The following is a 24,213-nucleotide window of genomic DNA, read 5'->3' on the forward strand; positions in this document are numbered from 1 at the left end:
GCGGGAGGGGCAGGGAAGGAGGCCCCTCCCGCGGGCGCCGTTGTTCCAAGTCAAGATCCACATTCGATCCTGGAGATTGACACGGTGACGAGGGGGTCTTTCGCGAGCGCCGTTGTTTCATGTCAAGGTCTACCCCAAAGCGATGCTGTATCGTTTCGGCAGGCGCTTTCCGGGTTGAAAAAGATCGGGAGACCACCAAAGCCTTACGTTGACGCGGGCGGCATGCAGCAAATATAATAATTAGCATAGCTAAATGTATGGAAGGGGATGGAGTTGAAAGGTACCGGCCGCGAGGAGCTGGCGGAGCGCTTCATGGAGAGCCTGGGCGCGATCATGCGCGCGCGGGGAAACGCTTTCCGAAAGGTGGTAGGCCGGCAAGGGATCACCATGCCCCAGTTTTTCCTCCTCAAGATGGTCAAGGCGCATGACGAGATGACCGTCACCCAAATCTCCAGGGCGATGATGGTGGCGGTGCCCACAGCCAGCCGCATGATCGACAACCTCTGCGAAAAAGGATGGCTGGAACGGCGGAAGGACCCGGAAAACCGCCGCGTGACCATGGTGCGCCTCACGCGGAGGGGGCGGAATATCCTGCGGGAGATGGGGGACCTGCAGAAGAAGGAGCTCCTGAAGCTCATGGACAGGGAGGACATCGGGGAGATAGAGGCCTTCGTCGCATGGCTGGAGAGATTCAGCGCCAGGCTCTCGGCTGCGCTGGAGGAAGCCGGAAAGCTGGAGTAAGCCGGAAAGGAAGAGGGGGACTTGGGGCGCTGATGAAACACGCCCAGGCTTACGCAAGCACGGCAGGGAAAATGGAAGTTGCGGCGCAACAGGGGAGAGGGAACCTTCCGGTGAGGCCATGTTTCCCGGGTGGATCACGGGGCCGGGTCATTGACAGAAGGCAAGGGGGGCATTAATCTATCTACATTTAGCAGTGCTAAATTAACTCGCGGAAGCGCCATGGCAGTGAGGGATGGGAGCGCGTGAGGCGGCGCCCGGCCCGGGAGGACCTCCAGCCGGCATAACGGCGGGGTGAAGGGAGCATGGCGGGGGTGGGCGGATCCGCGTGATCCCGTTGCGGGGAAGGCGGGTATGCGGCGGAGGAGACGTTGAAAGGCGATATGACATAAAGGAGATATGACATAAAGGAGTGAGCATGGACGGGTACGCGGTGGAAGTGGAGGGCCTGGTGAAGAAGTTCGATGAGCTGGTCGCGGTGGACGGCGTCTCCTTCACCGTGGACCGCGGCGAGGTCTTCGGTTTCCTCGGCCCCAACGGGGCGGGGAAGACAACCACCATCAACATGCTCTGCACCCTGCTGGCCCCCACGGCGGGCACAGCCCGGGTCAACGGGTACGATGTCCGGACCCACAGGAGCGAGGTGCGCCAGTCCATCGGCCTGGTCTTCCAGGACCCCAGCCTGGACGAGCGCCTAACCGCCAACGAGAACCTGGACTTCCACGCCGTCATCTACGCTGTCCCGGCCTCCGAGAGGGATAGGCGCAAGCGGGAGCTCCTGGAGATGGTGGACCTGCTGGACCGCGCGGACGACCTGGTGATCACATTCTCCGGGGGCATGAAGAGGAGGCTGGAGATCGCCCGAGGTCTCCTGCATCACCCCAAGGTCCTCTTCCTCGACGAGCCCACCATAGGCCTGGACCCCCAGACCCGCAAGTATATCTGGGAATACATAGATGGCCTCAAGAAGAGGGAGGACACCACCATCTTCCTCACCACCCACTACATGGAGGAGGCCGAACACTGCGACCGCATCGCCATCATAGACCACGGGAAGATCATCGCCATGGACACCTCGGAGAACCTCAAGAACATGGTGGGCGGCGACGTGATACGCATGAAGACCGCCGACGACGCGCGGGCCGAGGAGGAGCTGAAGCGGAAATACGACATCAACATCCTGGAGGACCGCGACTGCCTCTGCTTCGAGGTGGACCGCGGCGAGGAGTTCATCCCCCGGTTGATCCGCGACTTCGGGGTCGCCATCCAGTCCATCAGCCTGCACCGCCCCACGCTGGACGACGTGTTCCTCAAGCTCACCGGCAGGGAGATCCGTGAGGAAGGGGCGGACGAACTCGAGATCATGCGCAGGACGGTGCAAGTGCGGCCCCCCTTCGCCAGGTAGGCGCGGGAGAAAGGTCGCGGACGGGGAAAGGCTTGAGAGACGAGGCGAGATCGGAGGAGTAAACGATATGGGCGCGCTGGAAGAAAAAGTGGTAGACCAAGCCCAGGGGGAGGAAAGGACGGTTCGCCGTCGCGGCTCGTCTTCCCTGGAAAGAAGCATGCGGGGCGTGTATATCATATGGCTGCGCGAGTTCAAGCGTTTCTGGAGGGACAAGCCGCGCCGCATAGGGGGTTTCGCCCAGCCCATCATCTACCTGGGGCTGCTGGGCGTGGGCATGCAGAGCGCCTTCAAGGTGTTCGGCGGGGGGGACGTCCCCTACATCAAGTTCATGTTCCCCGGCATCGTCGGCCTGACGGTGCTCTTCACCGCGGTCTTCTCCGCCATTTCCATTATCTGGGACAGGGAGTTCGGGTTCCTCAAGGAGGTGCTGGTCTCCCCCGTCCCCCGTTCCTCCGTGGCCCTGGGAAAGATAATCGGCGGCTCCACCACCGCTCTCATGCAGGCGGCCATCTTCCTGGCGCTGGCCTTCACTCCCTGGGTCTACGGGTTCAGCCTCTCCACCCTGTGGAAGGTGCTGGCGGTGCTGCCACTGATCATCCTCATGGCCATGAGCCTGACCTCGCTGGGGGTGGCGGTGGCGGCCCGCATGACCTCCATGGAGGGCTTCCCGATGGTGATGAACTTCCTCCTCATGCCGCTCTTCTTCCTTTCCGGCGCCTTCTTCCCCCTGCAGGGGCTGCCGGGATGGATGGATTTCCTCACCAAGATAGACCCCCTCACCTACGGGGTGGACGCCCTGCGGGGCATCATGCTGCGCGGTCTCGACATGGGACAGGGGGCATCCTCCGCCCTCTCGCAGTTCGCGGTGTGGTTCAAGGACCCCCAGATCTACCAGATAGGGATGGGCAAGGGGTACCCGGATCCCGCCGCCCTCTCCGCCATGACCCAGCGGGCCGCCCTCCCCGGGCAGGCCCATCCGCTGTGGCTGGACATCGTGATCATGACGGGGTTCGGGGTGTTCCTCTTCGCCCTGGCCCTCTGGCAGTTCAGCCGCGCCGAGTAACGTAAGAAGCGCCGGCACTTCTGATTTAGATCATATCCCCTGGTTATTTTCCGCACTAAAGGGGCATCATGCTTATAGTGCAGCGAAATCGCTGCACTCTGGAAAATCGGGTTCTGCGGACTGCGCAAGCGAAAAGGCAGATGGTGAAGGTCAAAGATCGCCGCACGACATTCCGCTCGACCCCCATGAGATGGGGGATGCATGACAATTGAAGAAGACGACATATCCACAAGCTGGAAAGTCGAGTCCGGTGAACTGCGCAAAGGAAAACGATGGAAATGAGGGAAGGATCCACGGCATGGCGTCTTTCTTATCCGGTCGGGTGCCGATGCCTCTAGGATCGCGGGGACGGGAAGGGAAAGTGAGGATGGGGGAAATGAAGAAATCCAAGCCTGGAGGGTCCATCGCCTTGGCAACGCTGTTGCTGGTCGCCTTCCTGGTGGCGGCCGGACCGTACAGCATGGTGACGACCGCGGTGGCGCAGGACAACGGCGATATCGAGCGCCCCACGGATACGAGGGTTACCCAGGAGGAGAGGCAGGCGGCGGCGGACAGGGCGATAGCGGCAGGCCTGGAGACGGGGCCGGAGTACAGGGCGGCGGCCAATGGGAATACCATCGGTCCTGGTGATACGCCCGATTATTTCGGCATGCCCAATTACGCCAACAGCCCGTTCCCCGAGGTCTTTGCCGCGCCACATGAGCCCGCACCGCCCGTGACCTCCACCATCTTCTACTTCGCCGAGGGTACCTGCCGCCCCGGCTTCGACCCCTACATCAGCATACAGAACCCGGGCGGCACCGCCGCAGAGGTTACCATCACCTACATGAAGGGGGACGCCACCACGGCAGCCGAGACCCTAACCGTCCCCGCCAACTCCCGCGCCACCGTCCTGCCCCGCAACACCCTGGGGACCGGGGACGATCCCGCCCATGACTTCAGCGCCAGGGTGGAATGCACCAACGGCCAGCAGATCGTGGCCGAGCGCCCCATGTACTTCAACTACATGGGGAAATGGACGGGCGGGCACGACGTGGTGGGAGCGATCGAAACCTCCACCGTCTTCTACTTCGCCGAGGGTACCTGCCGCCCCGGCTTCGACCCCTACATCAGCATACAGAACCCGGGCGGCACCGCCGCAGAGGTTGCCATCACCTACATGAAGGGGGACGCCACCACGGCAGCCGAGACCCTAACCGTCCCCGCCAACTCCCGCGCCACCGTCCTGCCCCGCAACACCCTGGGGACCGGGGACGATCCCGCCCATGACTTCAGCGCCAGGGTGGAATGCACCAACGGCCAGCAGATCGTGGCCGAGCGCCCCATGTACTTCAACTACATGGGGAAATGGACGGGCGGGCACGACGTGGTGGGAGCGATCGAAACCTCCACCGTCTTCTACTTCGCCGAGGGTACCTGCCGCCCCGGCTTCGACCCCTACATCAGCATACAGAACCCGGGCGGCACCGCCGCAGAGGTTGCCATCACCTACATGAAGGGGGACGCCACCACGGCAGCCGAGACCCTCACCGTCCCCGCCAACTCCCGCGCCACCGTCCTGCCCCGCAACACCCTGGGGACCGGGGACGATCCCGCCCACGACTTCAGCGCCAGGGTGGAATGCACCAACGGCCAGCAGATCGTGGCCGAGCGCCCCATGTACTTCAACTACATGGGGAAATGGACGGGCGGGCACGACGTGGTGGGAGCGACGGCTCCGGCGGGCTCCTTCTACTTCGCCGAGGGTACCTGCCGCCCCGGCTTCGACCCCTACATCAGCATACAGAACCCGGGCGGCACCGCCGCAGAGGTTGCCATCACCTACATGAAGGGGGACGCCACCACGGCAGCCGAGACCCTCACCGTCCCCGCCAACTCCCGCGCCACCGTCCTGCCCCGCAACACCCTGGGGACCGGGGACGATCCCGCCCACGACTTCAGCGCCAGGGTGGAATGCACCAACGGCCAGCAGATCGTGGCCGAGCGCCCCATGTACTTCAACTACATGGGGAAATGGACGGGCGGGCACGACGTGGTGGGTCTGCCGGTTTCCCCCGTCACCCTGCCCGCTTTGCGCGTTGTTCCGGGAACCGGCATGAGGAAGTTCGTGGACACCCTCCCTGGTATGGGGGTTGTCAACGCCAACAACCTCGGACAGTACATACCCGTCGCCGTCCCGGACCAGAGTACCTACCCGGGCTCGGATTACTACGAGATCGAGCTCGGAGAATACATGGAACAGATGCACTCCGACCTGCCGCCGACAAAACTGCGGGGGTACAGGCAGGTGAACACCGCCGATCCGACGGTGAGTGTGTTCAACTACCTGGGGCCCATGATCGTGGCTCAGAGGGACCGTCCCGTGCGAATAAAGTTCACCAACAAGCTCCCGACGGGAGCCGGCGGCGATCTCTTCCTACCGGTCGACACCACGATGATGGGGGCGGGCATGGGCCCGAAAATGACCATGCCCCATCACGTGATGCAGGTAGGGGGAGCTGGGACTACGGTTGAGGTCATGACCATGGATCCCCACACCTTCCAGGCAGGCATGCGGGTCATGTTCCAGGACTTCCAGCCCGCCGCCTATAACGGGGTTTTCCCGGTCCTCTCCGAGGGCCTCGACGCCACGCACTTTCGGGTCACCCTAAACGTGGACCCTGGCGGGGACCCCACCGTTCTCGGCCGCATAGCCGAGGTCTACACGCAGAACCGCGCGGCCGTGCACCTTCACGGCGGTTTCACCCCCTGGATAAGCGACGGCACGCCGCACCAGTGGATAACGCCCGCCGGTGAGATCACCAGTTACCCGGAGGGCGTAAGCGTCGTGAACGTCCCCGACATGCCTGACCCCGGGGACGGTTCCATGACCCTCTTCTATACCAACCAGCAGAGCGCCCGGCTGCAGTTCTATCACGATCATGCCTGGGGAATAACGCGCCTAAACGTCTACGCTGGAGAGGCCGCTCCCTACATCATCGAGGACCAGGTGGAAAAGGACCTCATCAATGGCACCAACCTGAGCGGTGCGAACCCCGGTCTGGCCAGGGTCATCCCCGCCGAACAGATCCCCCTCGTGATCCAGGACAAGACCTTCGTGCCCGACGCGGAACAACTGGCGTGGCAGGACCCCACCTGGGACGAGTCCCGCTGGGGCGGCAAGGGCAACCTGTGGTTCCCGCACGTCTACATGCCTAACCAGAACCCGGCTGACCCCGGGGGCTTCAACCAGTTTGCGCGTTGGCACTATGGACCGTGGTTCTGGCCTCCGACCAACAACATCAAGTACGGCCCTGTCCCCAATCCCTACTACGACCCTGTCAACGCGCCCTGGGAAAACGAGACCATCCCCGGGGTGCCCGATGTCTCCAGTGTCATGGAGGCCTTCATGGACACGCCGGTGGTCAACGGGACGGCCTATCCCACCGTTACACTGCAGCCGAAGGCGTACCGTTTCCGCATCCTCAGCGTCGCGGACGACCGCTTCTTCAACCTGCAGCTCTACGAGGCAGACCCGTCGGTGGTAACGCCGGACGGGAGGACCGATACCGAGGTGAAGATGGTGCCGGCCGTGGCCACCGATGGGTACCCGGAAACCTGGCCCACGGACGGGAGGGAAGGCGGCGTTCCCGACCCCGCGACGGCCGGTCCCGACTGGATCCAGATCGGGACCGAGGGCGGTTTCCTGCCCGAGCCGGTGGTGATACCCGCCCAACCCATAGACTGGCAGACCGATCCCACGCTGTTCAACGTAGGCAACGTGACCTCCCACTCGCTGCTCCTGGCTCCGGCGGAGCGGGCCGACGTCATCGTGGACTTCTCGGCTTATGCCGGCAAGACCCTCATCCTCTACAACGACTCGCCGGCGCCTTTCCCGGCACGCGACCCGCGCTACGACTACTACACCGGCGCCCCGGATCTCACCGACACGGGCGGTGCGCCCGCGGTGATTCCCGGCTATGGACCCAACACCCGGACCATCATGCAGATAAAGGTGGCCGCGGCCCCCGGTGCCGCCCCTTACGACGTGGATGCGCTGAAGGCGGCCTGGGCCAAGACCGCCACCAGCCCGGGCGTCTTCGCGTCGTCCCAGGACCCCATCCTCGTGCCCAGCGCCGCCTACAACTCGGCCTACGATGCGAATTTCGCACGGGATCCATACGTAAGGATCTTCGAGTCCCAGAAGAGCTTCCGGACCATCTCCGGCGCGACGGTGACCATCCCCTTCCAGCACAAGGCCATCCAGGACGAGATGGGCGAAGCCTTCGACATGGAATACGGGCGCATGTCCGGGTTCCTGGGCCTGGAGCTTCCGAACACGGGGGCCCAGAACCAGAATTTCATCCTCTACCCGTTCATCTCGCCTCCCGTCGACATCACCATCGACAACATTACGCCCTCCGAGCCCCTGCCCGGAGATGGGACCCAGATCTGGAAGATAACCCACAACGGGGTGGATACTCACCCGCTGCACTTTCATCTCTTTAACGTGCAGGTGATAAACCGGGTGGCCTGGGACAACATGGTGATGCCTCCGGATGCCAACGAGCTGGGCTGGAAAGAAACGGTAAGGGTCAACCCCCTGGAGGACATCATCGTAGCCCTGCGACCCTATGCTCCCACCGTCCCCTTCGCGGTGCCTGACAGCATCCGGCCCATCAACCCGGCTATGCCGCTGGGCGAGCCGCTGATGCAGCCTCCGCCGCTCGGCGAGTGGGTCGAGCCGGGAGGCACGCCGACTATGGACGACGGCGTAGAGGGGCGGATCAACAACGTCCTGGTCAACTTCGGCTGGGAGTACATGATGCACTGCCACATCCTCTCACACGAGGAGATGGACATGATGCACGAGCTGTCCTTCACGCCCGCCCGTACCGCCCCGGCCGCGCCGGACGGCTTGGTTGCCGTGGCGGGCGCGGGACCACAGATAACCCTCACCTGGAACGACAATTCCGCCGACGAGATGTACTTCGTGATTCAGAGGACCACCGACCCCATGACCGTCCCCTGGGAGACGGTCGCCAACGTGCTGACCTCGGACCGGCCGGGGACGAGCCCTCCGGCGGAGACCTACGTCGACACCACGGTCGCGGCGGGGACCACCTATTATTACCGTGTGATAGCAGCCAACGTCGTAGGCTACCTGCCACGGGTGCCGTATAGCGACCCGGAGGCCATAGGCTTCCCCACCGTGCGGGCGGATTCGACGCCCTCCGGCGTGGTCTCGGTCACGACTCCCTAGGGCTAGGAACGAGCGGGGGAGGGGGAGATGCCCCCTTCCCCCGCTTGCTTTCCGGAAGCGGAGGCGGGCTTTCCGAACCTTCCGCAAATGAAACGAAGCCCGTGTACTTGGCCCGCTGATGGGGGAGCTTGAGCCGGTTTTCGGAAAGTTGCGGGGATAAAAGTTGTGGGGACATATGAGCTTGCGGCCTTGTGCCGGGGCAACCCATCCGAACCGTCTCGCCTGCTTTACCCCGGCCCTCCCGCCCTCCTTTGTTTCCCGGGAGGACGTGGGAAGATGGATGAAAAATCGCGCTTGCGTTTATAATAATGACGGCTTCCAACGGCTAAGTCAGCAGCAAGCGATAAAACCAGCGCGGCTTTGGGCGGAAGATTCAGCGGGATAAGGTCACGTCGGTCTCATGCGAGGAGGTCATGATGGCTTACGGAAACATGGGGAAGATCCTGGAAGTGGACCTCGCCTCGGGAAGCATGAAGGCAAGGGAGCTCCCCGAGGAAATGTACCGGGAATACATCGGTGGAGCCGGCCTGGCCGCCAAGCTGCTCTACGATCACGGGCACCTGGACGCTGAACCCCTGGATCCCGCAAGCCCGCTCATCTTCGCCGCGGGACCCCTCACCGGGATCGGGCTCTCCGGGTCCAGCCGCCTCTCGGTGGGTGCGCGCTCGCCCCTGACCGGCATCTGGGGGCAGGCCTCCTGCGGGGGCAACTTCGGCCCCGAGCTGAAGCGCTGCGGATACGATGCCATCTTTTTCCATGGCCGCGCGTCGGGGCCCGTCTATCTCCTCCTGGAAGACGATGAGGCGCGCCTCGTCGACGCCTCAGACCTGTGGGGGAAGGACACCTACGAGACGACGGACATCCTGAAGGAAAGGCACGGCAAGACCCACAAGGTGCTGGCCATAGGGCCGGCGTCCGAGAACCTGGTCCCCTTCGGGAGCATCGTCAATGACAAGGGCCACGTCTTCGGGCGCGCGGGCATGGGCACGGTCATGGGCTCCAAGAAGGTAAAAGCAATCGTGGCCAGGGGCGAGAGGAAGCTCCAGTACCGGGACCCCGAGAGATTCGCGGAACTCGCCAGGACTTACCAAGGTTGGGTGGAGAGAAGCGGCATGACCAAGGCCCTGCGCGCCTTCGGCACAGCCTGCAACATGGAGTCGAAGATGATCGAGGGCGACGTGCCCACCCGCAACTGGGGGCTGGGCATATGGGAGGAGGGCGGCGAGCGCCTCTCGGGGATCACCATGGACGAGGAGATCAAGGTGGGGAGCCGCGCATGTCGGGGTTGCCTGGTGCGCTGCAAGCCGGTGGTGGAAGTCCCGGAAGGACCCTACGCCATGGGACCGGGAGCCGGCCCGGAGTACGAGACCCTGGGCGCCTTCGGCACCATGCTCATGAACCCGAACCTGGAGGCGGTGGCCTGGATCAACGATTTCTGCAACCGCTCGGGGATGGACACCATCACCTGCGGGGCCACCTTCGCCTGGGCCATGGACTGCTACGAGAACGGCATCCTCAAGCCGGAGGATTACGAGGGCATAAGGCTGGAGTGGGGAGACATAGACACGGTGATATCCCTGCTGCCCAGGATCGTCAGGCGGGAGGGGAAGCTGGCGACCCTGCTGGCCATGGGTTCCCGCGCCGCCTCCCGGGAGGTGGGGGGCGGCAGCGAGCGCTTCCTCACCGACAGCAAGGGACTGGAAGCCCCCATGCACGACCCGCGCCTCGACTGGGGGGACGGCCTGGCCTACGCCGTCTCCGTGCGCGGTGCCTGCCACGTCTCCAACATGATGTACCAGCTGGAGTGGGGGGCCATACGCTTCCCGGAGATAGGGCTGGACAAGCATTACCGGGGGATGAGCACGGAGTACAAGGCGGAGGCGGCGGCCAAGACCTCCGACCTGGGGTGCATCATGAACTCCGCCTGCTGGTGCGTCTTCCCGGCCACCTCCTTCACCATCCCGCTGCTGCGCGACCTCTTCAACGCCGTGGCCGGCTACGGCTGGGAGATCGAGGACATGATGCGCGCGGGGGAGCGCGTGTGGTTCCTGCAGCGCTGCCTGGGCCACATCTGGGGTGCCACGGGGGCCGACGACCGCTTGGGCCAGAGGATCATGACCCCCACGAAGGAGGGCTCCATCGCGGGCGTGGTCCCCGACATGGAGACCATGCTGCGGGAGTTCTACGAGTATCGCGGGCTGCAGGAGGATGGCAGGCCCAGGCCCGAGGTGCTGCGCTCCCTGGGCCTCTCCTACCTGGAGAAGGACATCTACAAGTGACCGCGGGCGCGGGCTTTGCGCTCCCGCTCAGTCGTCGATGGGGATGAGTTCGTATTTCTTGCTGCCCAGGCCCATCTTCTCCGCGTAGTCCACCTGCTTCTGGCAGTCCACCACGGGGTAGATGGAGTGGAAGACGTCCCGGCCCGCCCTTTCGTTCAGGAGGTCCAGGCTGGCCTGCTCTATGGCCACGATATCCCGGCTGGCCAGGATGCCGATATCCTCAACCACGCGGGCGTCGTTGTAGTTCCAGCAGTCGCAGTCCGGGGTGACGTTGATGAGGAAGCTGAAGAAGGCGACCTTGTTCTCCTTGCCCTTGAGCGCTCCCATGCAGTACTCCACCACCTTCTTCTGCGCGTTCTCCAGCACCCCGGTGAGGCGCACCTGGATGGCCGCCTTGAAGCACATGACGGTGCATTCCCCGCACCCGATGCACTTGCCGCGGTCTATCTTGGCATATTTTTCCTTGCCCTTGCCGGTGAGGCTGATGGCGCCCGCAGGGCACCACTCCAGGCACTTGCCGCACCCGATGCAGCGCTCGCGGTTCACCGCCGGCTTGATGTCCGAGTGCATCTGCTGCTTGCCGCCCCGGCTCCCCATGCCCATCCCCACGTTCTTCAGGGCGCCCCCGAAGCCCATGAACTCGTGGCCGGTGAGATGGGACATGACCACGAAGGCATCGGCCTGGTAGAAGGCGGAGGCGATCTTCACCGACTTGAGCAGCTCCCCCTCGATGGGCACCTCGTGGAAATCGTGGCCGCGCAGGCCGTCGGCGATGATGACGGGCGCACCAGTCGTCTCCATGGTGAAGCCGTTGGCGGCGGCGGTCTGCAGGTGCCTCAGCGCGTGAGCCCTCCCCCCCACGTAGAGGGTGTTGGAATCGCTGACGAAGGGCCTCCCTCCAGCCTTCTTCACCTCATCGACCATGGTTCGTATATAGATGACGGGGATATAGGCGGTGCTCCCCGCTTCCCCGAAGGAGGTCTTTATGGCCACGAAGTCCCTTTCCTCGATGATCCCCTTCAGGCCTACCTTCTTGCAGAGCTCGGAGAGCTTGTGCAGCATCCCCCGGTTGGGGCCGCAGTGCATGTTGGCCAGGTAGACTTCGGACATGCGTGTACCTCCTCTCCTTTACGGCAAGGCGACCTGTCGCACCCATTTTAATACATTTCCTCGCGCCTTACCGACCGGCTCCTTCATGCGTGGATAAGCCCGATGCCGTTCGTTTCCGGTAGGTCAAGGTTTCCCCATTTTGTTCCAAACTATTATATATGTTAGCGGAGGGTTCCGCTGGAGGAGGCTTAAGCGGAGGGCGCCGCGGTGAGTGCGTCGCGGGGAACATGATATGGAACAGCGCGTAATTTCGTCGGAGGAAGGTAACATGACCATGAGCGGCGAAAGCATGTGCGAGTGCAAGGAGATGATGTGAAGATGCAGGAACTGTGTGCCGAGTGTGGTGTTCCCTCCTACTTCAGCAGCCAGCACCTTTGGCTGAACAACGGGGATATCATAAACGCCACGCTGACCCACGAGCGCCTGACCTTCCTGGAGTTCGAGTTTTTCGACCATGTCGTAAACGAGGTGGAGCGGACTCTCGGGACCTCGATAGAGCATATCGTGATCACCACGGCGCAGGCGGCCGTGCGCATGTATGTCGCATCCCTCCTGCCGGAAGGCGTTGGCGACATGATAAGGGCGGGCACGCTCAGCCTGGATAACCTGCACAAGGGCCTCATCGAGGTGGCCGCACTGACGGGGTTCGGAAGGTACGAGGAACGCGAATCGCGTTACCGGCAGGACGAGGATGATTTCCACGTCGTGAGCATCAAGCGTCCTTTCTCCGTGTACCTGACCGCGGCGACGCACGGCGCCGCCTACGAGGCCATGTTGGGGTACGACCACGATGTAAGGTATGCGGAGGTGGCCCCCGGGGTTTACGAAATGACCGCCTTTCCTTCACCACACCCGGAAGACCTGAGGGAGAGGCTGGCGCCGCGCATGTACGAGCACCGGGACGGCGACCTCGATCTGGAGAGATGCGGGACCTGCGGGGTCCCGAAGTCGCTGCAGAACCTGTCCTGGAACGTGGAAGAGGGCACCATCACCAGCAAGATCACCGGCAGGCGGCTTTCCATAAGCGGCCCCAACCTCATCATGCCCATCTTCGAGGAGCTGGAAAAGGAGCTGGGAGAGGAGATCCCAGCCATGGTGGTGGATGCCGTGCGGGGCTACGCCCGCGGCGGCGTGCTGCCCCCGGGACTTCTCGAGGACAGGGAGGCGTTCCGCCACGAGCTCGCCCTGCGGGGACTGGGCAACCTGGGACTCCTCGAAGTGGATTCCCGCAAGCTCGAGATGCTGCAACGCAACGTGTGCCTGCCCCCGGTGGTGGTGGGGTTCGTGCAGGGGATGTACGAAGACCTCCACGGGGTGGAGTCACGGGTGGAGTGGAAGGTCGACGAGGCGGGCGACCTCCATATCGTCATCTCCGCCTGATGCAGCCGTTGTGGTGGCAGGAAAGCACAACCTGTCGCGTAAGTTCTGACCGTATCATGCTTTCCCTGGAGGCCGGCTTCTGCGCGTGCCTACGGCGCGGTGTAGCGACACTTTCTTCCAATAGACCGGTCCCCTCTTCCCATGGACGGGTCTCGCGCGCAAGAGAGCGGACGGCACCGGATGCTCTCCGTGGTTAAACGGCTACAAGCTTCGGGAGCAAGCAAGCGCCGTAAAACCAACCCCTAGCGCGGGCCGGATTGATAAACCGCGGTACTCAGCCCAGCTTGTCCTTGGCCATCTCCTTCAGCTCGCGCTTGAGGATCTTGCCCACGCCGCTCAAGGGAAGCTGGTCCACGAACTCCAGGACCTTGGGGACCTTGTAGGGAGCCACGTTCTCGCGCAGGTACCCCAGGAGCTTTTCTTTCTCCGCGTCGCTTCTCTCCACGCCCGGCTTGAGGATGATGAACGCCGCCACCCGCTCCGAGCCCGGTCGTTCCGGGTCGGGCACGCCGATGGAGGCGGCCATGTCCACGTCGGGGTGCTTGACCAGCACGTCGTCCAGCTCACGTGTGAAGACCTTGAAGCCGGAGACGTTGACCATGTCCTTCACACGGTCCACGATGTAGAAGTAACCGTCCTCGTCCATGTAGGCCACGTCGCCGGTGTACATCCAACCGTCGCGCACGGCGTTGGCCGTCTCCTCGGGCTTGCCGAAGTAACCCTGCATGAGCTGCGGGCCGCGCACGGCGATCTCCCCGGGATCGCCCGGGGCGGCCAGCTCTCCGGTTTCGGGGTCCACCAGCTTGAACTCGGTGTCGGGGAGGGGCATGCCGATGGAGCCGGGCTTCTTCGTGCCGTAGCGGGGGTTGCAGCAGGTGACGGGGGAGGTCTCGGTCATGCCGTAGAGCTCGATGAAGCGGTTCTTGCCGATAACGCCCTCCAGCTCGCCGATGCTCTCCGGGGGGAAGGGGGCCGCCGCGCTGAGGCAGAACTTGATGCCCGAGAAATCGAGCTTCTTGAAGCCCTCCTCCTTCATGAGCTGGTAGAAGACGGTAGGCACGTTGACCACGACGGTCGGCCTGTGCTTCTTGATGAAGGCCACCAGGCGGTGGGTGTCGCGCGGGTCGGGCACGCACACCTGGGTGGCCCCGTAGGTGATGCAGAACCCTCCCAGGGCAAGGCCCGCGATGTGGAAGAGGGGGAAGGCTGAGACGGCCACCTCGTCCGGCTTGAGGTCCAGCCAGGTGAGGGTCTGCAGGCGGTTGCACATGTAGCTGCGCTGGGTGAGCATGGCCCCCTTGGCGGGCCCCGTGGTGCCGCCCGTGTACATGAGGAAGATGAGGTCGTCCATGGACCGCTTCACCTCCACCGGGTCGGAGGGCATGCCCTTGATGGCCTCGAGGAAGGGCACCACCTTCTTGCCGGCCAGGGGCCGCGTCTCCGCGGTGGGGATCTTCTTGGCGAGCTTTCCCAGGATGCGCAGCGGCGCCGGCATGAAATCGCCGATGCCGCTGACGAGTACCGTGGAGAAGTCCACCCTGTCCGCCACCTCGGCGACCTTGTCGAAGAGGATGTCGGTGGTCAGGATGACCTTGGCCCCGGAGTCCCTGAGCTGGTGCTCCATCTCGTGGGCGGTGAGCAGGGGGCTCAGGCCCGTGGAAACGCCCCCCGCCTTCTGCACCGCCACCACGCCGATGTAGTGGGCGGGGATGTTGGGCATGTGCATGCCCACCACGTCGTCGGGCTTCAGGCCCTGTGAGATGAGGTAGGCGGCCAGCTGGTTGGAGAGCTTATCCATCTGGCGATAGGTGATCTCGCGGCCCATGTAGATGATGCACGTCTTGTCCGGGTATCTTTTCACCGCCTCCCGGAACTTCTCGGCGAAGGTCTTTTCCTCGTACTGCAGGGTGGGCGGAACGTGCTCATCGTAGTTCTGCAACCAGGGTTTACCGGCGTAAACGTCGCTCATCTTACCCCCTCCTTACCGTAGATGCCTCCATCCCGTTCGGTATTCGTATGTGCGCGGGGCGGCCCACATCACGACCGGGTTTCTGCGGCGCCTCCCGGAACAGGTGCTTCGCTTGCCGGAGCGAAGGTCTTCTCCCCCGGCCTCCTCCGTTGCACGTGCCCGCGCGTACTACCTCCTGCCGACTGCCTACCCCGCCCCTAATATAACAAAGATCGCTCATGAGGTGTAAATCGGCTACCGCGGCCGGCCGGGGCGTGTGCTGGTTGAGAACGGAGAGGCGCCCATCTGCAGCGTATGGGGAGGTCACCGGCGTCATGCCGTGGGTTCGCCCACCGACACCGTGGAGGTTGCCTGCGCCATGGCGGCGAACGGGGCGATCGCAGGAAGCATGCCGTGGCCCGGGAAGCGGACCCGGTGTTTCACCTCAGGGTGAAGCGGAAGGTGGAGCCGCCCCCAGGGCGGGGTTCGTACCAGATGCGCCCTCCGTGGGCTTCCACGATCTCCCGGGCGATGTAGAGGCCCAGCCCCATTCCCGGCTTGGAGTGGTGGAGCACCTCATCCACCTGGTAGAAGCGCTCGAAGATGCGCTCCCGGTCCTTTTCCGGAACCCCGGGGCCCCGGTCCATGACCGAGACCCACAGCTCGCCGGAACGCTCCGCGGCGGAGATCTCCACCGGCGAGCCGTCCGGCGAGAAATTCACCGCGTTGTCCAGGAGGATGATGAGGAGGCGGGTTATCCTCTCCGGGTCGATACGGCGCGGGGACAGCCCGGGAGGCACCGATATCCTGAAGCGGCCCGCGAACCCCTTGCCTTCCATCTCCCTGACGGCATTCTCGATGAGGGGTCCAACATCCGTGTTTCTGCGGTTGAGGGGAAAGCGCCCCCGCTCTATGCGGGAGACGTCGAGCAGTTCCCTCAGCAGCATGTCCAGGCGGTCCGCACCGGCGCTGATGGTTTCCAGTATATCCCTTTTCGCCTCCCGCGACATCATGTCCTCGTAATCGAGCAGGGTTATGGCGTAACCCTTCATGAGGGTGATCGGGTGTCGCAGCTCGTGGGAGGCGATGTCGATGAAGTCCTTGAGGCCCTGTTCGCGGGAGAGCCGTTCTTCCTCCACCGCCAGGGCGCGTGCCAGGGTTCCCAGCATCTCCGCCTCGGCGTCCGAGAGCACCCTTTCCTCCCGGCTGAATACGGAGAGGAACCCCATGGTCCTTCCCATGCTTACCACGGGGTGGCTGGCGCAAGAGGAATACTTATCGTACAGGGAGAAGGCGCAGTCGCGGCAGCGGACCTGTAACGCTTCCCCGCCGTGGAAGACCGTTTCCCGGACACCCTCCTCGATGAGGTGGTGGAGAAAACAGCCGGCGGGGTTTTCGTGGACCCGGAAATCCACCCCATGCGGCGTGGTGAAGAGGATGGAGAGCCGGCCCCTTTCCTCGCGGGCGTAGGAGATATGATCCGCTTCCAGGATTTCCCTTGCGGCGAGGATAATCCTCTCGATGTTGGCGATGACGTCCGGGCCCAGGGAGGTGAAGAGGCGGTTGAGCGTCTCCAGGCGGGCGCGGGCGCGGCTGCGCTCGCTGATGTCGCGGGCGTTGATCACCACCCCTCCCACGGCCGGGTCGCGGAGGAGGTTGTAGCCGGTCACCTCCAGTTGCAGCCAGTTGCCGTCTCGGTGCCGGAAGCGGACCTCGTGATGTCCACGCGAGCCCGGGTGTTCCCGGGACCTGAGAAAGACGTCGCGGGCCCTGTTCCTGTCCCCCGGATGTACGAACTCGAAGATGTCGCTCTCCGCCAGCTCCCGCTCGCTGTATCCGAGCACCCTTGCGACGGAAGGGCTCTGGTAGGTGACCCTTCCCTCCGCATCGAGGATGAGGATGAGGTCCAGGGAGTTCTCGATGAGGGAGCGGAAACGCCGTTCTTCTCCCTCCAGTCTGTCCAGCATGCCGTTGATGGAGCGGCTGAGACTCGCTATCTCGTCTTTCCCGCTCGCGGCGACGCGGAGGGAAGGGTCTCCCGCGTCGCCGATGGCGGCGATCTCCCGGTCGAGGCGGCTCACGCGGCGCAGGAAGGTCCTTTCGAGCAGGAGGAAGATCATGGCGAAGATGACCAGCGAGGACATGGCCAGAAAGGCCATGTAATAGAAGAAGGTGCGCAGGCCCTCGCGGTGGATGGTCCTTTCCATGTTCACCCGCAGGATGAGTGCGGGATTCCCGCGTATATCCTGCAGCAAGCCGTAGGCATGCAAGTGGTTCGAGCCCTGCACCTGTACGGGGAACTCCTCTCCCCCCAGCAGGCGGCTCTCCGCCTGCAGCCAGTCGGCGTCGTCCGTCTTCAGGCCCGCGGCCCCTAACTCGACATCAAGGCGGAAAGGGGCGATGATGCGCGCCATCTCCTCCTCGTCCAGCAGGCGGCCCATGACCAGGGCGCCCCGCGGGGGGCCCACGCCCCTGCTGGTGAGGATGGGTTGGGAGGAGACCAGGAAAGGTCCATCGAGCGTCATGAGCAATCCGGAGACGCCCTCCCCTGTGCTCGCGGGTTGCAGGAGGGGGGAGCCGGGAGAGAGGTGAGCGAGGAGGCCCGTCGGGAGTGGTGTTTCCCGCTCCCGGACGAGGTCCATGCCCTTGGCTTGAACGATCCCTCCCTCGACGTCGAGGAACGCGACGGCCTGCACGCGTATGCCCACGAGGGAACCCTCGTTCAGGTTGGCCTCCACGTATTCCCGGGAGCGGTCCTCCATGAAGGCGTAGGTATCGTCCCACACGGCCCAGTCCCTGGTCGTGCGCGAGAGGTCATCGACCTCGCTGCGGACGGCGTCCAGGGCACGCGCGGCGTTTTCCTCCGCCTCCTTCCTTTCGAGGCCCCGGTATCCGCCCATGATGAACACCCAGGACAACAGGTGGAGCAGCCCCATCAGGAGCAGGAAGGTGAGAACGGAAGCAAGTACGGCTTTCCTACGTAGAGACAAGTCGTTCCTCCGTTTCGCTGCCGCTCAACTCCTGTAACCTCCCGTCCTTCGCATCAGGGTCGGCGGGATTCCGACCGCGGCCCCATGGCAAGGGGTCCGACCACGCGGTGGATCTTTCCCGCAGGCATGCCGCCAACCCGGCTGCTTCTTCGCCGCGGGTCCGCCACCCACCCGGTTCCTTCGGCCTTTCCGCGGGGTGCCGCGCCTTCTCCCGCATCCGTTTCCCTGCAATTGATGATTCGGCACAAGATGCGTTTGCATAAAGTGCGTTATGCGGTGCCTGTCGTTGACCGGTTCCCGTGCCCGCCCTACCCGGCGGCGAGGGCGAGGGCGGGATGCACACCGGCAGGGGAACTGAAAACGGATAGATCCGGGCGGACCGCGGCACGCGTCCGCGGCAAGACCGGCCGTTAAGGCATGCCGGGGATGTCCATGCCGTCCGCGGGATCCGCTCCGGCCAGCACGTACTCCGCAGCCCGCAACCCGCTGAACAAGGCGGAGGGGACACCGCCCATGGCCAGCATGGAAAAAGCCTGGTGACCGGCCATGAAGAGGCCGGCAATGGGGGTGCGGACAAGCTCCCGCGCCTCCCCCGACGGGTTGTCCCTGAAATCCCAGGACCAGCCGGCGACCGCGCCCTCGCTGCGTCCGCCGCGCTCCTCGAAGGTGAGGGGCGTGGCCACGTCCATGACCTCGACGGACCCCTGCAGTCCTGGGAGCAGGTTGGAAACCTCTTCCACCAGGGCCAGGCCCAAGCGACTCTTGTAGGAAGCGTAGGTGGCCGTTCTCCTGCCGGGCGAGGGGCGGTATGCCCGGAAATGGGAGTGTTCCGCGGGCGTCCGGATGACCAGCACCGCCCTGCCCTCCGGGGCAAGTGAAGGGTCGTCCGCGCTCAGCAGGGCGACCTCCGTTTCTTCGCCCGCCAGGTCCCGTGGGTCTATCTCGTCCCGGGACCAGTCGGGCCCACCGTCCCGGGGATGGCCGCCGCTCCACCGGCGGTAGATGACGCGATGTCCCTCGCGGAAAGCGGAGAGGTCCACGCGGTCCGTGTCGATACCCAGGCAGACCTGCAGGTTGGAGGAGGTCTGCCGGGCCGCGGCGATCGCCCTCACGATTTCCGCCGGGACATCCCCTGGTTCCAGGAGGCGCAGGAAGGCGTGCTTGAAGTCGGTGTTGCACACGACGGCGGACGCGCGGTAGAAGGTCCCGCCTCCCGCGATCACACCCTTCACCCTCCCTTTATCCACCACGATACGGTGTGCGGGGCAGCGCAGGAGGAGCACCCCCCTCGGTAGCCCTGCGCGCTCTCCGTCCACGATCGCGCAGCCGGGCCGTGGGGGCGTTTCCGGGCATGCGGCCTCCCCTGGCGCGCCCGGCTGTGGCAGACCCCGCATCCCGCCGGCGTGCCCCCAACCGTTATCCTGCCCGCGGGCGGGGAGGGCGCTCCATCCGAGGGGGGCGGCCAGGAGGTCGCAGAGCCCGCGCATACCTCCCCGGGGATAGTGGATGCCGCTCTCGCAGAGAAGGGACCACATGGAGGCGAGAAAGCCCAGCCCGGCATAGGGCTCCCGCGTCCCCGCGCTGCCCAGGATGCGCCGCAGCCGCCAGTCCCTGGTTATATTTACCAGGTAGGAAGCGGCGCTCGCGCGCGGGTCAGGGGGTTCCGGGGGTCCTTCGGCCCCCGGGTCGCCGTGCGGCGCCGCGGGTTTTCCCTGCACATGTGCAGCCTTCTTCCCTTGCGGGGGTCTGCCGGGCGCCAAGATCCGCGCCATGGGAGATATGCTGCCGATGCGCGCCCGCAATTGCCCGGACAGCGAGGACATGTCCAGGAAAAACCTCGTGACCCCCTCTTTTTCCCCCGGGAAGAGGGCGGAAAGCTCTGTTACCATTTCCTGGTAGGGGAGTGAAAGGGGTGCGGAGATGCCGAAGGCGTGCAGGCGGTAGTGAACGCGCTGGAAGGATGGCGTTTCCCTTGTGCCGAGTTGAAAGAGGACTCCTTCGACCAGTTCCGGGTGGGCGAATCCCAGGGGGCCCATGGGGAAGTGGTATCCCTTCCGGCGGTAGGAGTAGGCGGTCCCGCCGGGATGGGGGCCCGCCTCCAGGACCAGCACCCGCAGGCCCTCACGCAGCAGCCTTACGGCTGCGGTGAGCCCGCCCAGGCCTGCCCCCACCACGATCACGTCCCACTCGTCTTCCGTTCCCATGCGTCCCCCCGCATCTCGTCACGCTCGGGATGGAACTCGCGATAGAACATAAACGCTCGCCCGGTTTACGGCCTCGCGGCGGCGTTCCAACGGCGTGCGGCCCGTCCCTCTCCCTGCACCCGGCAGGTCCGGTGTTCTTCCCCGCGCATGGTGCTTCGTGATATGCCGTTTCCATCTATTCTACCCGCTTGATGCCCTGGCCCCTCCCTGCCCATGGCCCGCCGCGGGCGTTCCCCGTGGGCCGGCGTCGCTCGCAGCCAGACCGGAAAGACTGCGCCCCGGGGGCGACCCGGTGTGGCGGGGTGACATCCCGTACCCTCTCGGTTAATATGCGGTGGAGGGTTTGTTTTAGGCACGCGTGAGCGAGGCGGGTCCTCAATGTGGCTGCGTTACGTGATATTCAGGATACCCTTCGCCCTGGTGGCGAGGTCAGGGAAGTACAGGCTCGGGGTCAGCGGGCGCGAGAACGTGCCGCGGTACGGTCCCTTCATCGTGGTCTCCAACCACCAGAGCAGCACGGACATCATAGCCGTCGCCCTGGCCCTCAAGCCTGCCCTCCTCCATCACCACATGTGGCCTTGGGCCAAGAAGGAGATCGAGACGGGGGCGGAGGGTTTCCTGGGCAGGATGCTCTGGAAGGTCTTCGGGGTCATCCCCATCGACCGTTCGGGAGGGGACAACTCGGACGCCATCCGCCTGAGCCTGAAGTACCTTCGCCGGGGGGAGCTGGTCTTCGTCTTCCCCGAGGGGACCCGCAGCAAGCCGGGCGAGGTCAAGCCCTTCCAGTTCGGGGTGGCCAACCTGGCGCGGGCCGCCCCGGCACCCATTCTGCCCGTGGCCGTCTACCGCAGGGAGGACGGGGGCATACAGGTGAACATCGGCAAGCTCTTCACCCTTCCCCCCAAGAGGAGGATGTACGAGGTGCTGGAGGAGCTGGGGGAGAAGGCGGAGGGGCGCTTCATCCAGCAGGTGGAGACCCTGCGCCAGTGGGTGGACACCGTCCCCATGGACAAGAAGGGCATGAAGCTCATCGCCAGGATGATCCGCATCGTCACCGATTTCGTCTCCCGCCAGGACATCCCCTTCGACGTCTTCTTCCGCCTGGCCGAGGAGGAGGACAACGAGTTCATCCGCGACCGCGTGATGGAGCTCCTCCCGCCGGGCTGGAAGAAGGTCAGGGCCTGAGGGGCGCGGTTGAGGGGAAAGGAGGCGGCGATGCCGGGACTGTTCCGGGATATCACAGAGACGGTAGGGAACACCCCGCTGGTGAGGCTGAACCGGGTCACGCAGGATTGCGGGGCCGAGGTCTACGCCAAGCTGGAATCGTTCAACCCCCTGTCGAGCGTCAAGGACCGCATCGGGGTGAGCATGATCGAGGACGCGGAGCGCAGGGGCCTGCTGCGAGAGGGCAGCGTGATCGTCGAGCCCACCAGCGGCAACACCGGCATCGCCCTGGCCTTCGTCTGCGCCGCTCGCGGTTACCGGCTCATCCTCACCATGCCCGAGACCATGAGCGCGGAGAGAAGGAAGATCCTGGAAATAATGGGGGCTCGGGTGGTGCTCACGCCCGGGGAGGAGGGCATGAAGGGGGCGGTGAGCAGGGCGGAGGAGTTGCTACGCTCCACTCCCGGGGCGGTGATGATGCGTCAGTTCGAGAACCCCGCCAACCCCGCCGCCCACCGGGAGACCACCGCCCGCGAGATATGGGAGGACAGCGGGGGGCGGGTGGACATCCTTGTCGGCGGGGTGGGCACCGGCGGGACGCTCACCGGCGTGGCCGAGGCGATCAAGGAGAAGAAGCCCTCGTTCCGGGTGGTGGCGGTGGAGCCGGATGCCTCGCCGGTGCTTTCCGGCGGGCAACCCGGGCCTCACCGCATACAGGGGATCGGGGCGGGTTTCGTCCCCAAGGTGCTGAGAAGGGACTTCATCGACGAGGTCATACGGGTGAGGGACGAGGACGCCGGCGCCATGTCCCGTCGGCTGGCCCGGGAGGAGGGCATCCTGGCCGGCGTCTCCTCGGGAGCCGCCGCTTGGGCGGCGCTGCAGGTGGCCCGCAGGCCGGAGAACCGGGGAAAGTTCGTGGTGGTGATCCTGCCCGACAGCGGCGAACGCTATCTCTCCACGTGGCTGTTCGACACCGCGGATTCCCGGTGAGGAGTCTTTGGATCGCACTTTCCTGCAGGGAATCACGGGTAGAGGTGCGGGTATGCGTGTGCGGCGGACGGCGTGGGCGAAGCGCGACACGTCGGGGAGAGTCATGCATCAAGGAAAGAGAGCAGCCGGCTCCCATTGCTATAATGTAGGCTATGACGGTAAGGATTTTCGGGGTTGGGGGAAGCCGGCAAAAGAAAGGATCGCTTCATGGAAGATAATGATAGAGGCGACTTGAGGCCGTTCTTCGAGCCCCGCGGCGTGGTCATCGTGGGTGCCCGGCGCTCGCCCGGCTTCGGCTTCGTGCTTCCCCTCGCCCTGCAGCGACAGGGCTGGGGAGACCGGCTCTTCCTGGTGAACCCCGCAGGGGGAGAGCTGCACGGCATGCCCCTTTACCCGGGCGTGGCCGAGGTGCCCGGAGACCCCGACCTCGCGGTGGTCATCGTGCCCGCCGAGGCGGTGCCGCGCACTCTCGAGGAGCTGGGGGAGCGCGGCATCAGGCACGTGGTCATCGAAAGCGCCGGCTTCACCGAGGTGGGGGAGGAGGGAAGGGAGCGCCAGGAGAGGTGCCGGGAGGCGGCCGCGCGCTACGGGATGCGCATAATCGGCCCCAACTGCGTGGGGGTCATCAACACCGCCAATCGCTTCTCCACCGTGGAGCTGGTGGAGGAGGCCCTCACGCCGGGGCCGGTGGGGGTTATCGCCCAGAGCGGGGTTTTCGGGAACATCCTCCTGGACGGCCTGCACCAGCGGGGGGTCTACATATCCAAGGCGGTGACCCTGGGGAACCGCATGGACGTGGACGAGTGCGAGGTGCTCGAGTACATGCACGGCGACCCTGGAACCCGCCTGGTCATGATGTACCTGGAGGGGGCCGCCGACGGCCGCAGGCTGGTGGACACCCTGCGCCGCGTGACCCCCGACAAGCCGGTGCTCATCCTGAAGAGCGGCCGCACCGGCAAGGGGAGGGAGGCCACCGCCTCCCACACCGGGAGCATGTCCGGGGAGGACGCCCTCTACGAGGCGGCCTTCCGCCAGGCGGGAGCCGTGCGCGCCCGGAGCCTGGACGAGCTGGTGGACCTGGCCCGCGTCTTCTCCACCCAGCCCCTGCCGCGGGGCAACCGACTGGGCATCGCCACCTCCAGCGGTTCCCTGGGAGCCCTGGCCACGGACGCCGCCGTGGAGGCGGGATTGCTCCTGCCTCCACTGGGCGAGGAGACGACGCGGCGCATGCGCGCCATCGCGCCCCGCTGGATGAACGTGCGCAATCCCCTGGACGTAGGGCCCTCCGGTGCCTACCTCCCGGCCATGCAGGCCCTCCTGGAGGACCCCGGCATCGACATGGTGCTCTCCATCATGGTCATCCCCTTCGCCACCTTCCGGGAGTTCATGATACGTGGGGTCTCGGTAAAGGATTTCCTGGGCAGCACCGCGGGCCTGCGGGAGCTGGCCCCGGAGAAGCCGCTGGTGGCCTGCTCCATCGGCGACCAGGGCTTCCTGGACGACCTGGACCGCGCCGTGGGGCCCGACGTCCCCGTGCTACATTCCCCCGAGCGGGCGGCCCGCGCCCTCGCCGCCCTTCACGTCTACCGCCGGGCCCGGGAGAGGTTGGCCGGTCGTGATCACGCCGCGCGAGCGTAAGGCTCGGGTTTCCCGCAGACGATGTTTATTCCCTTCCTGTACCTGGGTATAAATCCTACACG

Annotated in this window: 13 protein-coding genes and 1 pseudogene; 10 read left to right on the forward strand and 4 right to left on the reverse strand. The window is 64.9% G+C overall.

Translation table 11 applies throughout. The features are described 5' to 3' along the window. Positions 1–273 precede the first annotated feature (273 nt). From H5T73_04355 to H5T73_04380, 6 genes and pseudogenes are all read left to right on the forward strand, one after another. Entirely contained in the window at positions 274–741 is a 468-nt protein-coding gene (locus tag H5T73_04355) for a MarR family transcriptional regulator (GenBank protein MBC7246999.1), read from the forward strand. A gap of 415 nt (positions 742–1,156) precedes the next feature. Then, a complete protein-coding gene (locus H5T73_04360; protein MBC7247000.1) occupies positions 1,157–2,143 on the forward strand; it encodes an ATP-binding cassette domain-containing protein in 987 nt (328 codons plus the stop codon). A gap of 67 nt (positions 2,144–2,210) precedes the next feature. Beyond that, positions 2,211–3,206 (forward strand): ABC transporter permease, encoded by a 996-nt coding sequence (locus H5T73_04365; protein MBC7247001.1) that lies wholly within the window; start codon positions 2,211–2,213, stop codon positions 3,204–3,206. A gap of 2,092 nt (positions 3,207–5,298) precedes the next feature. After that, positions 5,299–5,664, forward strand: a pseudogene (locus H5T73_04370) (hypothetical protein). Beyond that, positions 5,641–8,448 (forward strand): multicopper oxidase domain-containing protein, encoded by a 2,808-nt coding sequence (locus H5T73_04375; protein MBC7247002.1) that lies wholly within the window; start codon positions 5,641–5,643, stop codon positions 8,446–8,448. Before H5T73_04370 ends, H5T73_04375 begins: the two are co-directional and overlap by 24 nt. A gap of 413 nt (positions 8,449–8,861) precedes the next feature. Beyond that, a complete protein-coding gene (locus H5T73_04380) occupies positions 8,862–10,727 on the forward strand; it encodes an aldehyde ferredoxin oxidoreductase family protein (GenBank protein ID MBC7247003.1) in 1,866 nt (621 codons plus the stop codon). 27 nt (positions 10,728–10,754) lie between these two features. Here the strand turns inward: H5T73_04380 and H5T73_04385 are convergent, their stop codons facing one another. Next, entirely contained in the window at positions 10,755–11,837 is a 1,083-nt protein-coding gene (locus H5T73_04385) for a DUF362 domain-containing protein (GenBank protein MBC7247004.1), read from the reverse strand. A 312-nt stretch (positions 11,838–12,149) separates the two neighbouring features. On the opposite strand from H5T73_04385, the gene H5T73_04390 reads away from it, so the two are divergent. Continuing rightward, positions 12,150–13,217, forward strand: coding sequence for a hypothetical protein (locus H5T73_04390; GenBank protein MBC7247005.1), 1,068 nt, complete (start codon positions 12,150–12,152; stop codon positions 13,215–13,217). Positions 13,218–13,491: 274 nt separating this feature from the next. Here the strand turns inward: H5T73_04390 and H5T73_04395 are convergent, their stop codons facing one another. The 3 genes from H5T73_04395 to H5T73_04405 all read right to left on the reverse strand — a co-directional run bounded on the left by H5T73_04395 (position 13,492) and on the right by H5T73_04405 (position 20,359). Beyond that, on the reverse strand, positions 13,492–15,186 hold the full coding sequence (locus tag H5T73_04395; protein ID MBC7247006.1) for an AMP-binding protein: 1,695 nt from the start codon (positions 15,184–15,186) through the stop codon (positions 13,492–13,494). Between the two features lie 419 nt (positions 15,187–15,605). Next, positions 15,606–18,155 carry a PAS domain S-box protein gene (locus tag H5T73_04400; GenBank protein ID MBC7247007.1) on the reverse strand — a complete coding sequence of 850 codons (2,550 nt, stop codon included), beginning with the start codon at positions 18,153–18,155 and terminating at the stop codon, positions 15,606–15,608. Between the two features lie 410 nt (positions 18,156–18,565). Next, positions 18,566–20,359, reverse strand: a complete 1,794-nt coding sequence (locus H5T73_04405; GenBank protein MBC7247008.1) for an NAD(P)/FAD-dependent oxidoreductase — start codon at positions 20,357–20,359, stop codon at positions 18,566–18,568. Positions 20,360–20,737: 378 nt separating this feature from the next. Between H5T73_04405 and H5T73_04410 the strand changes: the two genes are divergently transcribed. The 3 genes from H5T73_04410 to H5T73_04420 all read left to right on the forward strand — a co-directional run bounded on the left by H5T73_04410 (position 20,738) and on the right by H5T73_04420 (position 24,151). Continuing rightward, positions 20,738–21,544, forward strand: coding sequence for a 1-acyl-sn-glycerol-3-phosphate acyltransferase (locus H5T73_04410; GenBank protein ID MBC7247009.1), 807 nt, complete (start codon positions 20,738–20,740; stop codon positions 21,542–21,544). Between the two features lie 30 nt (positions 21,545–21,574). After that, on the forward strand, positions 21,575–22,513 hold the full coding sequence (cysK, locus tag H5T73_04415) for a cysteine synthase A (protein ID MBC7247010.1): 939 nt from the start codon (positions 21,575–21,577) through the stop codon (positions 22,511–22,513). Between the two features lie 207 nt (positions 22,514–22,720). Further along, a complete protein-coding gene (locus tag H5T73_04420; GenBank protein MBC7247011.1) occupies positions 22,721–24,151 on the forward strand; it encodes a CoA-binding protein in 1,431 nt (476 codons plus the stop codon). The last annotated feature ends 62 nt before the right edge of the window (positions 24,152–24,213 follow it).

Source organism: Actinomycetota bacterium (genome assembly GCA_014360655.1).
In the GTDB taxonomy this organism is placed as follows: Bacteria; Actinomycetota; Geothermincolia; order Geothermincolales; family RBG-13-55-18; genus JACIXC01.